14 protein-coding genes, 2 pseudogenes and 2 riboswitches are annotated in these 14,088 nt (G+C 36.5%); of the genes and pseudogenes, 9 read left to right on the top strand and 7 right to left on the bottom strand.

What is annotated here, in order from left to right; all coding sequences use genetic code 11:
- Positions 1-14: 14 nt before the first annotated feature.
- Entirely contained in the window at positions 15-260 is a 246-nt protein-coding gene (locus BAOM_RS14800) for a DNA alkylation repair protein (protein WP_127760936.1), read from the bottom strand.
- 302 nt (positions 261-562) lie between these two features.
- On the opposite strand from BAOM_RS14800, the gene BAOM_RS14795 reads away from it, so the two are divergent.
- From BAOM_RS14795 to BAOM_RS14775, 5 genes are all read left to right on the top strand, one after another.
- Positions 563-1,516 (top strand): YncE family protein, encoded by a 954-nt coding sequence (locus BAOM_RS14795; RefSeq protein WP_127760935.1) that lies wholly within the window; start codon positions 563-565, stop codon positions 1,514-1,516.
- Positions 1,517-1,522: 6 nt separating this feature from the next.
- Entirely contained in the window at positions 1,523-2,215 is a 693-nt protein-coding gene (locus tag BAOM_RS14790) for a response regulator transcription factor (protein ID WP_127760934.1), read from the top strand.
- Positions 2,208-3,617: a sensor histidine kinase gene (locus BAOM_RS14785; RefSeq protein WP_257467363.1), complete on the top strand. Its 1,410-nt coding sequence runs from the start codon at positions 2,208-2,210 to the stop codon at positions 3,615-3,617. Before BAOM_RS14790 ends, BAOM_RS14785 begins: the two co-directional genes overlap by 8 nt.
- Before the next feature lie 22 nt (positions 3,618-3,639).
- The gene (locus BAOM_RS14780) at positions 3,640-4,026 is read left to right on the top strand and encodes a FixH family protein (RefSeq protein WP_127760932.1); all 387 of its coding nucleotides are present in this window, start codon (positions 3,640-3,642) and stop codon (positions 4,024-4,026) included.
- A gap of 409 nt (positions 4,027-4,435) precedes the next feature.
- Positions 4,436-5,191 (top strand): CAP domain-containing protein, encoded by a 756-nt coding sequence (locus BAOM_RS14775; RefSeq protein ID WP_127760931.1) that lies wholly within the window; start codon positions 4,436-4,438, stop codon positions 5,189-5,191.
- Positions 5,192-5,246: 55 nt separating this feature from the next.
- On the opposite strand, the gene BAOM_RS14770 is transcribed toward BAOM_RS14775, so the two are convergent.
- Positions 5,247-5,711 (bottom strand): Hsp20/alpha crystallin family protein, encoded by a 465-nt coding sequence (locus BAOM_RS14770; protein WP_127760930.1) that lies wholly within the window; start codon positions 5,709-5,711, stop codon positions 5,247-5,249.
- Between the two features lie 157 nt (positions 5,712-5,868).
- A complete protein-coding gene (locus BAOM_RS14765; RefSeq protein WP_127760929.1) occupies positions 5,869-7,227 on the bottom strand; it encodes an MATE family efflux transporter in 1,359 nt (452 codons plus the stop codon).
- 153 nt (positions 7,228-7,380) lie between these two features.
- On the opposite strand from BAOM_RS14765, the gene BAOM_RS14760 reads away from it, so the two are divergent.
- Together BAOM_RS14760 and BAOM_RS14755 are read left to right on the top strand one after the other, a co-directional pair.
- Positions 7,381-8,454: an undecaprenyldiphospho-muramoylpentapeptide beta-N-acetylglucosaminyltransferase gene (locus BAOM_RS14760; RefSeq protein ID WP_127760928.1), complete on the top strand. Its 1,074-nt coding sequence runs from the start codon at positions 7,381-7,383 to the stop codon at positions 8,452-8,454.
- Between the two features lie 56 nt (positions 8,455-8,510).
- Positions 8,511-8,651 (top strand): YflJ family protein, encoded by a 141-nt coding sequence (locus BAOM_RS14755; protein ID WP_127760927.1) that lies wholly within the window; start codon positions 8,511-8,513, stop codon positions 8,649-8,651.
- A gap of 138 nt (positions 8,652-8,789) precedes the next feature.
- On the opposite strand, the gene BAOM_RS14750 is transcribed toward BAOM_RS14755, so the two are convergent.
- From BAOM_RS14750 to BAOM_RS14735, 4 genes and pseudogenes are all read right to left on the bottom strand, one after another.
- On the bottom strand, positions 8,790-8,957 hold the full coding sequence (locus BAOM_RS14750; RefSeq protein WP_127760926.1) for a site-specific integrase: 168 nt from the start codon (positions 8,955-8,957) through the stop codon (positions 8,790-8,792).
- Positions 8,958-9,342: 385 nt separating this feature from the next.
- Positions 9,343-10,158, bottom strand: coding sequence for a nickel import ATP-binding protein NikE (gene nikE / locus BAOM_RS14745; protein WP_127760925.1), 816 nt, complete (start codon positions 10,156-10,158; stop codon positions 9,343-9,345).
- A pseudogene (locus BAOM_RS25625) lies at positions 10,145-10,324 on the bottom strand (hypothetical protein); the annotation flags it as partial. The pseudogene BAOM_RS25625 and the gene nikE, both read right to left, overlap by 14 nt.
- Complete coding sequence (locus tag BAOM_RS14735) at positions 10,270-10,917, bottom strand: MFS transporter (protein WP_353737953.1); 648 nt, start codon at positions 10,915-10,917, stop codon at positions 10,270-10,272. The gene BAOM_RS14735 and the pseudogene BAOM_RS25625, both read right to left, overlap by 55 nt.
- A 247-nt stretch (positions 10,918-11,164) precedes the next feature.
- A riboswitch (cobalamin riboswitch) is annotated at positions 11,165-11,346 on the bottom strand.
- Between the two features lie 175 nt (positions 11,347-11,521).
- Here BAOM_RS14735 and BAOM_RS25575 point away from each other — a divergent pair.
- Together BAOM_RS25575 and nikA are read left to right on the top strand one after the other, a co-directional pair.
- A pseudogene (locus BAOM_RS25575) lies at positions 11,522-11,647 on the top strand (hypothetical protein); the annotation flags it as partial.
- A 455-nt stretch (positions 11,648-12,102) separates the two neighbouring features.
- Positions 12,103-12,291, top strand: a riboswitch (cobalamin riboswitch).
- Positions 12,292-12,449: 158 nt separating this feature from the next.
- The gene (nikA, locus tag BAOM_RS14725; RefSeq protein ID WP_127760922.1) at positions 12,450-14,081 is read left to right on the top strand and encodes a nickel ABC transporter substrate-binding protein; all 1,632 of its coding nucleotides are present in this window, start codon (positions 12,450-12,452) and stop codon (positions 14,079-14,081) included.
- Positions 14,082-14,088: the final 7 nt, after the last annotated feature.

The following is a 14,088-nucleotide window of genomic DNA, read 5'->3' as shown; positions in this document are numbered from 1 at the left end:
AGCCTCGTTTGAAGTTACTGGCTGCGCTCACCAAATGCAGCAAATGTTTTTTCATCTTCAATTAAACCGCAAGCAGCGCATTGAACGCGTACGTCAGGACCATTATAAGCAAGATGAAAAGGTTCGATCGTGTCATTTGAGTATTGGGCAACGATTTCACCAGAACGTGGATCTTTTTTAATCGGTGTAGCTATTTGCTGAATAAGGTTAAATCGTGATTTATTAGTACGGCAATTTGGGCAACAATAAACTTGAGACATGCACATGCACTCCTTTTTGATTGTAGTATTTCCTCTCATTATGTTGAATATACCGCGCGTATCGATAGAGAAAAGAGATGATATAATTGAAAGAGAATGAATGCAGACAGGATGAGTTATTAACTTCACACTTTTTTCACAACTTATCGGTACAATGTAGCGTAATCATCGTTTTGTTCCAAATCTAATAGCAAGTTAACAAGAGTGTGAAGAAGATAGATGAAAGGGACAAGTGCTCGTATTAGTTTAATAATCATCAGTGGGGATGCAGAAAACCCCACTGTTATAAAGGAGCTGATAAAATGAAGCAAGTACTTTTTCTTTTATTTGCTGCTTTACTGCTTACTGGGTGTAACAGTGTGACTTATCCGAAGATTGAGCACGATCAATCTTTTATTGCAACGGTAAATATTAAAGATACGAGTCTTACTTTTTTAGATGAACAGTATAAACATTTGGCCGATTGGGATCTCAGTATCCCTTTTATGGGCGGACTGCTGCTCCAAGATGGAGATACGTTGCTGCTTTATGGAAAAGATATGGATTCGATTGAAGTGTTTTCATTAGAGAAAGGAAAACAAATCGATAGCTGGGAAGCGAAAAAAGGTATTGTTAATATGAAATTGCTTCAGGATGGAAAGAGTATTGCTGCGGTGAATCAATCTTTAAACAATGTTTCTTTCTATAATGAAGAGGGACGAATAGAAGATCAAATTAAAGTAGGTAAAAGCCCGATGATGCTCCTTCAAGATCATCAGCAATTATATGTAATGAATTTTGGCGAAACAAAATTGTCAGTTATTAATTTACGTACAAGAAAAGTAGAAAGGGACTTTGTTATTCAAGCGTCTTCCACAGGTGCCTTATTAAGAGAAGAGCAGCAAGAGATTTGGCTTGGCGGTCATGGGATGGGAGCGGAAATGGAGGAAAATGTCCATGTTTATTCAACGGAAACAGGAGAATTAAAACGAACGTTAAATACGCCGATAATGCCCATTAATATTATGGAGAATGCGGCTGGTATTTTCATTTTAAGTCATGGTTCAAACGCTCTTTACAAAGTAGATGAAGCGTACAAGGTTGTGAAGAGTACGACAGTTGGGGTCAATCCATTTGAGATGACGACTGTTCATGATGATATATTGATTGCAGGATATGATAGCGATGAGCTCTATGTGATGGATTCAAAGTCTATGAAGGTAAAACAAACAATTAAGGTAGGCAAAGGTCCGTTTCAAATGATTAGCAGGGAGTAGATGTGCATGAGTGATTATACCATTTTGGTCGTTGATGATGAAAAAGATATGCGAACCTTGATAGAAATGTATTTACTCAATTCTGGATATCACTGCCTTCAAGCACAAGATGGAGAAGAGGCTATTCGCTGTTTGGAACACGCAACAGTAGACTTAATCTTATTAGATATAATGATGCCGCAAAGAGATGGCTTTTTAGTTTGTGAACAGCTGCGGCGAAAATCTGATGTACCGATTATTTTTGTTAGTGCTAAAGGAGAAGAGTGGGATAAAGTGAAAGGACTCAAGCTTGGAGGAGATGATTATGTTGTTAAGCCATTTAATCCAGGTGAATTAATGGCTAGAGTAGAAGCAGTGTTAAGAAGAACAGGTAAGAAAGCAACATTATACACGGAGCAAGATGTGGTGAGGCTGGGGAAAATTGAAGTGAATCAGAAAGCAAGAACGGTGACAATTAATGGCCAACTGATTAATGTAACCTTAAAGGAATTTGACTTGTTGCTTTTTTTGATGCGGCATAAAAATCAAGCACTCAGTCGGGAGCAATTACTAGAACATGTATGGGAGGGGAGCTATGGTAGTTCTTTACGAACAGTGGACACTCATATTAAAACATTAAGAATGAAGTTAAAGGAAGCGGACTATATTCAAACGGTATGGGGAATTGGTTATAAAATGGGAGATGAGCATTTTGCGTAAAATCAAATCTTTATCATTTAAGCTCTGGTTCACCATTATGAGTGCCGTTATTCTATCTGTTGTCTTTGCGTATTCTCTATCACAATATTATTATAAAAATTTATATGTTGAGAAGGTAAAGAGTGATCTTATTTATGAAGCTTCTTTACTCGCTGCTGATTATGCAGGAGGTAAGATTACGGAAGAGTATAAGCGAAATATTGAATGGTTTAATAGCAAAAATGAAAGTGAAACGTTCGTTGTGAATAATCCCCGGGAATTAAGTGCGTGTTTGCCGTTTGATATTGATTATAATACGTTGATTTCTGAAGAAGAGCGACAAATGCTTCTTGAAGGAAAGCCCATTGAAAAAGAAGGCTATGAAGAACGATTTGAAAAAAATATAGTAGCGGCCATTATTCCGCTAACCGATGGAGACCGATTAGAAGGAATTATTTATACCTATATTCCTGTTAACTCGATTACCGATTTAATTCATGAGTTTGCAGTTAAATGGATTGTGGCTGCGATTTTATTTATGCTCATGGTTATGCTGCTGACAACAAAATGGTTAAAGAAGCTGATTCATCCGATTCGTGATATGGAAGTAGCAGCACATCAAGTATCTAACGGTGATTATTCGATACAAGTTCAAGTTACAAGTGATGATGAAGTAGGTCAGCTTGGCCATGCTTTTAATAAAATGGCCCAATCGATTCATTTAGAAGAAGAAAGAAAAAGAGAGTTTCTTGAAAATGTCTCACATGAACTACGAACCCCATTAAGTTATATAAAGGGCTATACACAAGCCATTCTTGATGGTGTTATTAAGGATAAAGAGGAAGAAAGAAAATATCTTCAACTGATTTCGAGGGAAACATTGAGGATGCAGCATCTCGTTGGTGATTTAATGGAGTTAACAAAAATGGATCGTAAGCAAGTTATGTTACAGGAATCCCCGATTGCTTTTGCTCAGTTTATAGAGGATTTTGTGGGAAAGTATGAACAAGTGATTCAGGACAAGCAGCTACAGTTGCAAATCGAGTTAGATCCAGATCCTATTATTATGGGGGAAGAGCGAAAACTTGAACAAATTCTTCAGAATGTATTGGATAATGCGATGCACTACACGAATGCAGGTGGAGTTATTTCTATTATATTAAAGCAGAATAAAGAAACATGTGAGTTAAGCATTGCTGATACAGGCAGAGGTATTCCACAACAAGATCTTCCTTATATTACGAATCGTTTTTATCGTGTGAATAAGGCAAGAAGTCGTTCAGACGGTGGTTCGGGGCTAGGATTAGCTATCGTTAAGAAACTAGTAGAATTACAAAAAGGTGAACTAAAGATAGAAAGTGAAGAGGCTGTTGGTACGAAAGTGTATGTAATATTTCCAATGATTCAAAGTGAGTGGTTGTAGACTAAAGCAGGGGGCATGACGAATGAGAAAAATAATCGTTTTATTTTTAACTGTTCTTATTGTCTTAGTTGGATGCGGCAAGGAAGAAGAGGAGCAGCTTCCAAAGATGTTACATGTAGAATTAGAGATAACTCCTGAACTAGCAAAAGTGAATGAAACGGTTATCTTTCAAGCAAAAGTAACATATGGAGATGAAATCGTTACAGATGCCGACGAGGTAAGCTTTGAAATTTGGCGTGAAGACGAGGAGGAAAGTGAAACGATTCCTGTCAAGCATAGTCAAGATGGCGTGTATAAGCTTGAAAAAACATTTAAAGAAGAAGGAACATATTATGTATATGCCCATGTAACCGCACGAAACTTGCATACAATGCCAAAACGAGAATTTGTAATTGGAGCAAAGAATTAAATAAGAGAAGAATAAAGTAAAGGGTCTGGTATAATACTAGATCTTTTTTGTTACGGTAATTGTAAAATAGTAATTTTTCTCGTAACTTTGTAACATTATAGTAAAGAATGTTACAAAAAGCTGGGGAATAGAAAAGTGTCAATATTGATTTTTTAGAAGGTTATGGAATAAGACAAGAAAAACTACCATTGACAGAGAAATAGAGAACGAGAGAATAAAAATGAAAAAAACATTTAAATGGTAGTATTACTAAGGGGTTGCATCGTTTAAGAGCAGGAGAGAAATCATTTAATGCTCTTTCCTTTTGATCTGTTAATCTTTTGGAAATGGCTGGTCGTATTGTTACAAAAAAGCCATGATATGATGATTCCAGAAAGCCAAACAACAGATTGACTAGGAGGAAATACAAATGAAAAAGAAATTAATTCTATCAACAGTAGCCGCAGCCGCAGTCATGTTCTCAGGAGCTGGATTCAATCAAGCAGAAGCAGCACAAGTAAATTGTCAACCTACTAAACAGTTCACATATAAAGTAACATCACAGGAAGATGCACAAAAGTTCATTCAACAATACTTTGCTAAGTATGGTATTAAAGTACAAGGAAACGTAATTCAAGCACCAGTAAAACAATCAACACCAACACAACAAGCGCAACAGCCAACACAAGCAAAACAACAAGCACCAACACAACAACAAGTACAAAAACCAACAACACAACAGCCAACAACAAACAATAATGCTACTGCTGACACAAACAAATCAACAGCAGCTGAAACAAATACTTCAGTAAGTGCTTTTGAAAAGAAAGTAGTAGAATTAACAAACGCTGAACGTGCAAAACAAGGGTTAGCTCCACTTACATTAGATACAGAGTTAAGCAAAGTTGCTCGTGCTAAATCTCAAGATATGAAAGATAAAAACTACTTTGATCATAATAGCCCAACGTACGGTTCACCATTTGATATGATGAAATCATTTGGTATTAACTATAAATCAGCTGGTGAAAACATTGCTCAAGGTCAAACAACACCTGAGCAAGTTGTACAAGCTTGGATGGATAGCCAAGGACACCGTGAAAATATTATGAATTCAAGCTTTACTCATATTGGAGTAGGCTATGTAGCTTCAGGTAACTACTGGACACAAATGTTTATTGGAAAATAAGATTGCTAGATTATAAGAATCGAGACCCCCAAACAGCTTGATAGTTTGGGGGTTGTTATAGTTCTGAAATATCTATTTCCGAGTAGTTCAAATCGGAATGCTTTTGAAATCGGATTTCTAATATATTGTCTTTATATTGAACGAATGTTCCTTTTTTTCGGACAAGAGCCGGTAAGGGGATGTTATGCTTATCTCCTTCGTTTGGGATATCATGGATTATCGATTGGTTGGAAGTATGGTAAATTTTCATTTGTTTAAGCCAGCTTTCATCTTGAATCGGAATTCGAATATAGATAAATGAATGGGTTTCTAGTACATTTGCTTGTAGTGGATTTTCTGCTGTGCGGGTCCCGCTCTCTTTTGCTTTAACAGCTCCTTGATTCATCACGTCTTGCATATTGTTGGGCATCACTTCTGTGAAAACTTTCTCGATAAAGGATTGAACATCGTTTTGCTGCAAGTTTTTTAAGAAGCTGTTTTGATTTTTGGAAGATGAGAAAAGGCTGCTGAAGGGAAACATATTGAATTCCTCTTTTCGTCAATAAAATAGTTACTTATGCAAAATATGTTATGCACAAGATGGGCGGAATGTTCATCGTTTATAGATTTGACTATGTTAAAAAATACCTCTTCTTCAAGCAATGATTCTGATCTATTGCTTGAAGAAGAGGTTATTTTTAGGAAGCTTTTTGAAGGACATTCGTTCGTTGAATGAACCTTAGTCTTGTAGCGAGGCCAATTGCCCCAATCGCTAATCCCGCAATTAATCCAATCCAGTAACCATCAGGTCCCATATCGAAAAAGTTAGCGAGTGTGTAACCAATGGGTAATCCAAGTATCCAATAAGAGAGAAGAGACATGAAGAAGGTAATGGTGACATCTTTGTATCCTCGTAAAATCCCTTGAATTGGAGCTTGAAGAGCATCTGATATTTGGAAGAACATTGCATATAGTAAGAAGTGAGTCGTAAGCGTTATAACGGTTTGATCTTGTGTATAAATAGAGGCAACTGATTCTCGGAAAAAGAACAGCACGGTTGCACAAAGTAAAGCCATGGATAAAGCCATCGTAATTCCAATAAGACTATATTCACGAGCATCTTTCAAGCGTTTTGCGCCTACTTCAAAGCCAATAACAATCGTTAAAGCCATTGAAATACTTAATGGTATCATATATAACAGTGAAGCAAAATTCATAGCGATTTGATGAGAGGCAATGGTCACGGTATCATATTCACTCATCAGTAAGGTTACAGCAGAAAAAATGCTTGTTTCAAAAAACACAGCGAGACCAATCGGAATTCCAATCTTTAAGAATGAGCTCCATTCTTTCCATGAAATGCGGTAAAACTTTTGAAATACGTTATAGACGGCAAATGGATGAATGCGTATGACGACGATAATGGCCACAATAGCTATGATCCAATACGTAACCGCAGTTGCGTATCCAGAACCAACACCTCCTAATTCCGGAAGTCCCAATTTCCCGTAAATAAGCATATAATTTAATAAAATATTAATTGGTAAGGCTCCGAGTGTAATAAGCATCGATACTCTTGTTTTTCCAAGTGCATCAATGAAAGCACGCAATGTATCATAAATAAACAAGGGAATGATTCCAAATGAAAGTGCCACAAGATAGTCATGAGCAATTTGATGAACATTTGCCTCTAGATCCATCATATTTAAAATGGGATTAACCGTAAATGTACCGACAGTTAAAACCGATAATGCAATAGCAACGGATAAATAAAGGGCTTGTATAACAGAAAAGGGAACAGAGTTTGTCCGTTTAGAGCCGACCAATTGTGAAACAACAGGGGTCAACGCAATGAGCACGCCCCCTAAACCCATATAAACCGGTGTCCATAAAGAACTTCCAATAGAGACACCTGCAACATCTACGGTATGATATTGTCCAGACATCATAATGTCAAAAAAAGTCATTGCATATAATCCAAGCTGAGTAATGAGAATTGGAATTAATAGGTGAAATAATTGGCGAACTTTTGCTGTTTTATTAAATGTTTGATTCATTGATGTACCTCTAGTTCAAATTTTCCACAATGGAAAAATTATATCATACGTCTGTCATGGAAATGAAAAGAATTTGATTTTTCTTTTTAGTTGGTGAATGGTTCAGGTGTGGTATTATGGAAGGTAAGTTCTTTTGGTTGGAAGGTGAAAACATTGACAAAAAAAATCGTGTTTACCGGCGGAGGTTCGGCTGGACATGTATCTGTAAATACAGCAATTATTCCTGAATTTATTAAAAATGATTGGGATATTACGTATATTGGCTCTGAAAAAGGGATTGAAAAAACGATTATTGAAAAAGAATTCCCTAATATTCGTTATGAAACGGTATCTGTTGGAAAACTGCGCAGATATTTATCGGTTGAAAATTTAAAAGACCCATTTCGTGTAATTAAAGGAATCTTTGATGCACGTCGAATTTTAAAGAAAACACGACCAGATTTTATTTTCTCTAAAGGGGGATTTGTGTCTGTTCCAGTTGTGCTTGCAGCTAAAATGCTTAAAATTCCGATTTTTATTCATGAATCCGATTACACACCAGGTTTAGCGAATAAAATCGCGATGCCATTTGCTTCAAGAATTTTTACAACGTTTGAAGAGTCTAATGCCCATTTGCCGAAAGAAAAAGCGTTATATATCGGCGCTGTATTGCGCGATGGTATTTTTGCGGGAAATGGAGAAAAAGGAAAGCGCTTTTGTGGTTTTACTAGTAATAAGCCAGTCTTGCTCATTATGGGCGGGAGCTTAGGTGCTGTCCGCATTAATCATTTGATTACAAAGCATCTTGAGGAGTTGCTTCGCCATTACCAAATCATTCACATTTGCGGTAAAGGAAATGTTGAGGAGTCATTGAAGCAGCCAGGATATGCTCCGTTTGAATATGTGCACGAGGAGCTATTCGACTTATTAGCAGCGGCAGATGTTGTTGTTTCACGTGCAGGATCTAATTCAATTTTTGAGTTTCTTGGCTTACAAAAACCGATGCTGCTGATTCCACTAAGTGCAAATGCTTCTCGCGGCGATCAAATTTTAAATGCGGCGAGCTTTGAAAAACAAGGATTTTGTCAAGTGATTCAAGAGGAAAACTTGAGTTTTGAACAATTTGAGTCAACGCTTGATCATTTATTGAAGGAGTCTTCGACGTATCGCGCGAAGATGGAGCAGAAGCGCCCATTTAAAACAGGACCCGAAATGTATCAATTATTACTAGATTTAATGAAAAAATAAGCATGTATCTAGTTTCTCTAGCATATGTTGTTCTAAATGCTAGAGGAGGAATAGAAATGGCTTATCAATATTCAAAAGGTTGGTTTATTGCGGAATTAAAGAAGATGGGGATTAAGCATCATCCGGTAGAGCGTCGAAAGCTAGAGCTGTATAAGACGTATGTGTTGCGGAATTTATATAAAGAATTGCAAAAATAACCAAGTAACAGGTTCGGGCCACTGAGGTTCGATATATAGATATCATTGGATATCAAATAGTGTCAAAACCCTTGAAAATCAAGGGTTTTTTCTTTTTGGCTATTTCAATTAATTTCATCGAATCGTATTCAACTGTAGTCAAATATTGAGGTACTTTTCAAATTTTTGCATAGCCTTTGCTTTTGCTTTTTTTGTAACGTGTGCATAGATATTCATTGTGGTTTGTACATCAGTCTGCCCTAATCGATCCTGTACTTCTTTAATGGCTGCACCAGCTTCCAACAATATTAAGGAGTGATTATGCATGTGTGACTCGAACCATAATCTTGCCGAATTGGCAATGATATGCTTCAATATACTTTAGGCAATAGTATACTTCAATCTATTTGTGTATATGTGGTAATTAAATTTGCCACTGTTAATCGAATGACGTACTTTCATAATTTGCTTCAATAAATTTAAGGGTAAATCAGCAAATTCAAAGCCATTTTCTTTACCTGTAAGGGCTAGCTTTATACTCAGCCTCTCAACCAAGATGAACCCCGATTTCTCTATACTTTAAAATTAATCTAAACATCGAAAGCCACATGAAATAAAATCTATTCTATATAAAAACAACGAAAGACCGATGATTTTTCATAGATCTTTCGTTGATAAAGTTGTTTTCAACAATGTAGAAGGCATACCTTTCTTATGGACGTTTGTTGCTACGGATTGTGCGACTACTTGGATGCTCGGCTAATATGGCACTGCGTAATTGATGAACAACGGGGTGAACAGAAGTAAAAAACTCACTAGGATTATTAAAGACTTCCACAAGTTGTCCTTTTTCTAAAATACCGAGCTGATCCGCTAGCATATGCGCGGCTTTAATATCATGTGTAATAAAGAAATAGGTCAAACCGAGTTCCTTTTTTAGGTTATTTAAAAGCTCTAAAATGAGCGTTTGATTGACCATATCCAGGCTGCTCACTGGCTCATCTAATACGATTAACTTCGGCTTTAGAGACAGCGCACGTGCAATGTTAATTCGCTGGAGCTGACCGCCGCTGAATTCATGTGGGTATTTTATTAAATCCCTTTTGTTTAGACCAACGTGTTCAAGTAGTTCTATAATTGAGCGTTTTTGTTCCGTAGCAGAAAGCTTCTCATAATTTCTGAGTGGCTCGGCAATAATCTGTTCGGCTGTCATGCGCGGATTCACTGATGAATACGAATCTTGAAACACAACCTGCAAATCACGGCGTAACTGGTGCTTTAATTTTTTATCAATTGTATAAAGGTCATGTCCCATAAATTGTACAGATCCTTGTGTTGTTTTTTCTATACCAAGCATAATTTTCCCAATCGTACTTTTCCCAGCGCCGCTTGAACCAAGCATTGCAAAGCAACTGCCTTCGTCAATTGAGAATGAAATATCGTTTAATACAGTACGTTTATGATGGGGCTTAAACATTGAATTCGTCTTATAAGTGTGAGAAATTTGTTTTACGTCAAGAAGACTCATATGAAACCTCCCTTGTAGATGGGTTTATGTGTAAAGTAGGGCGTGCATCAAGCAATTGCTTTGTATATGCATGCTGTGGTGAATCGAATAAATCAAATACATTTGCTTGCTCTACAAGATGACCATTCTGCATAACCGCGACGTAATCAGCCATTTCTGAGATAACAGTTTATTTGGAGCGCTAAAAAAACTTTCTTTTACGAGTTTAAGAGAAAAGGGCTTGAACTCTATTTTCGTTTCTTCAAATGGTGTTCTAAATTGTAGAAGTAGTGGTAGCAGCGCAAGAATGATGACCAATACATAAATGGCTTGCATATCCGACCATAAATACAGGGCTAGTGCAGGTCCGTACAATCCTGGTAGCACCGTAGAAAGTGAATACATGGCCATCCCTTGTCCACGATCCTTATCTCGTAAAATATCTGTAATCCCGATTTGCATCGACATAGAGAAGAAGGCTGTGACCACACCTTGGAGTGATCGAACAGCATACAAGCTATCCACTTCTAACCAGACATACAATACTAGTGCTAGTGCATGAACAATGAGTAACGTCCACATCACTTTTTTAACACCATATTTAGCAATCATTTGTCCAGCAAATGGGCGTAAGAACATACAAACAAACATGTAGAGCCCCATCATGATTCCAATCTCAGAGGTTTTAAAGCCATAATGCTCTGCCTGTAGAGGGAAAATTACAGTCAATACGGAATTAGCTGTAAAGAATAGCATCGATAGCAAATAGAGCTGGATCATTTTGAAGCTTATAGGTTTTACGTTCAACGGCTGCTCCTCACCTATTTCCCCTGATACTTGTATAGTTCCTCTTATTGAATTTTTGCTTCACTATTATCGATTCTCCTCTCTATTTCTTCACATCCCCATGCAATAAAAAACAGCTCCTACACAAGGTAGTAGCTGTGAAAACGATTCTATGTAAAAGTACATATTTGTACAAGTCATGCAAGTGTTCTAACATCTCCCTATCCTCCGTAGGTTTTTTCGATGTTGTAAATCACTGGCAGGTCTCCTGACTTATGATTATCACTAAACTACACCTTCCCGTCATTCGACAGTGGTTATTTGTAGGTAGCTCTCATTTACAGTTGCGGGACAGTACCGGACTTTCACCGGTTTCCCTTTTAAGCCAGATTAAACAATCTGGCACCAGCATTACATAATATTCGATTATGGAGTGCTATATCACACTTCACATATGTGTCAAGGTTTTCTAGTTGTTCCTTTAACACCAATATTTCCACTTACCGCGCTATAGCTTGGCGATCTAGACATTACTTCTGAAAAAACTGACTAAAATATCTAGTGTAATCAAAAGTTTCTTACTAGTTATTCTGTGGGTAATCCTGATTGCGGTCTTAAAACAAGAAAAATAGATGAAACATTTGCTGCTCTTAAGAGAATGGTCGATATCGCTAAGATCTTGAGGGAGCGTTACAAGCAAGAAGTTTTGAATGTGATTAACTAAGTTCGCATTCCAGTCTCCTTTAAAGAAGCTAATTCGAACAAGGTGATGGATGGATTCTTTTTGATTTTGGGCAAATTTCGCCTTTAGGTGAAGTTGCCTTTTTTTATCTATTATCACTGTAATGCTACTAACAGTTCTTATGTATTATGTTTCATTCCAAAAAACATCAGGATCATAATTTGATATAGCATAAATTTGCAATAACGAATATAATTTGTGATAGGTAAACTTTTTTTGATTTCATTTCCATGAAGTGAATATTTCCATTTTGAGAGAACATGTGTAATTTCTTTCTTATTTACTGTATTTCGTTTATAGATAGGGTTAGTGGCTGAATTTATCAAAAATTACTTAAGGTTGAAACTAATAAAATATAATAGTTTACAAATGATTTTCACTTAATCATGTTCAAGCTAGATAAGCTTTATATTTCATTATGAAGATAAAGAAAAATTTCATATGGTATTGGAATGGGTGTATTCGTTTAATTGCGAATACTTAAATGGGAAGCCGGTGCAAAATCCGGCACGGTCCCGCCGCTGTAAAGGGGAGTCCTATGTATAAGAGCCACTGGATAATATCCGGGAAGGCGCATAGAGATGATGAACCTAAGTCAGAAGACCTGCCCGTTCTAGAAATGCTGTTAAACCTACGGGAGATAGGGAGGTATTAGAGTGCTATGAAGACGAACTTGTTCTGAAGCTATAGGCATTTCTGACCTGATAAATTCTGGTTAGGAATGCTTTTTTTGTAGTTTATATTTTATCGAATAATTAAAATTTGTAATTGAAGGTGAGAAAATATGCTTTTAAAAAGATCTAATTTATTTCGTTCATTTGTTGGACTACTAGTAATGTTCACAATCTTTGTTGCTGGTTGCAGCAACACAACAAAAGATCAAGAAAATGCGTCAGATAAAGAAAAAACAAAAGTTGTTACTTTTTCTTGGCCGGGAGATATTGGTGACTTAAATCCACATACTTATTTTCCAAATGAATTTTTTTCCCAGGCTATGGTATACGAACCTCTTGTTTATTACGGTGAAGGTGGAGAAATTCAGCCTTGGTTAGCAGAGAGCTGGGATATATCGAAAGATGGAAAAGAATATGTATTCCATTTGAGAAAAGATGTTCAATTTTCTGATGGTTCGCCATTTAATGCTGAAATCGTTAAGAAAAACTTTGATACGGTTTTAGATAATCGTAAACAACATGAATGGGTGGAATTAATTAATCAAATTAAAAGTACAGAAGTAGTCGATGAATATACATTTAAACTTACTTTAAATAACTCGTATTATCCGACTCTTCAAGAACTAACTTATGTCAGACCTTTGAGATTTGTGGGCGAAGCTGCTTTTCCTGACAGTCAAAATACATTTAAGGACGGACTCAAGTCGCCGATTGGTACTGGTCCATGGGTATTGACCGAATATAAGAAAAATGAGTTTGCTGTATTCGAAAGAAACGAACAGTATTGGGATACTAAACCTAAAGTAGATAAGGTAGTTGTTAAAGTTATTACGGACGGCGAGTCTAGAGTATTAGCTTTTGAGAAAAAGGAACTTGATTTTATTTTTGGTAACGGCGTCATCAGCCAAGATTCATTCCAATTCTTGAAGAATTCTGGAAAATATGAAACCAAATTGTCAGAACCTACAGCTACAAGAACGCTGCTTTTTAACACAAATAACGAAGCTACTAAAGATCGTAAAGTTCGGTTAGCTCTCAACCATGCTTTTAATAAACAGGCTGTTATCGATAATATTTTTTATGGTATGGAAGAAAAGGCTGATACTTTATTTCCACCTGTTTTGGATTACACAAAGATTAATGTAGATCCTTATGAATATGATGCCGCAAAAGCAGAACAGTTATTGGATGAGGCTGGATGGAAAAAGGTAGAAGGGAAACCATTTAGAGAAAAAGACGGAAAAGAGTTGCAACTGGAACTTCTATTTAATAGTACAGACAACATTCAAAAGTCAATCGCAGAATTTGTTCAAGGTGATTTTAGAAAACTAGGGATAGATATTAAATTGATTAGTCAGGAAACAAATACTTTTTGGACAACCGCATTTGAAGGTAAGTATGATTTATTATTTACATCAACATGGGCTGTACCGTTTGACCCGCATTCTTATTTAGCTGCTATTACGACAGATTCGGAAAATGGAAGTCCAGATTACACTGCTTTACTAGGGTTACCTAAAAAGAAGGAACTAGATCAAAAAATTAAGAAAGTATTATTAACTACAGACGAAAAAGAGAGAAAAATGTTATATACAGATATTTTAACGACCTTGCATGAACAAGCTGTTTACTTACCAATATCTTATCAGTCTAATGTAGCCGTGTATCATAAAAATATTAGCGGGGTAGATTTTTTACCTCAAGAAGTTGAGGTGCCTTTAACTTCAATTGATGTTAAATAAATTGAGT

Origin of the sequence: Peribacillus asahii, assembly GCF_004006295.1 — a bacterium.
GTDB lineage: Bacteria > Bacillota > Bacilli > Bacillales > DSM-1321 > Peribacillus > Peribacillus asahii_A.
This window is presented reverse-complemented; position numbering and strand designations above follow the sequence as displayed.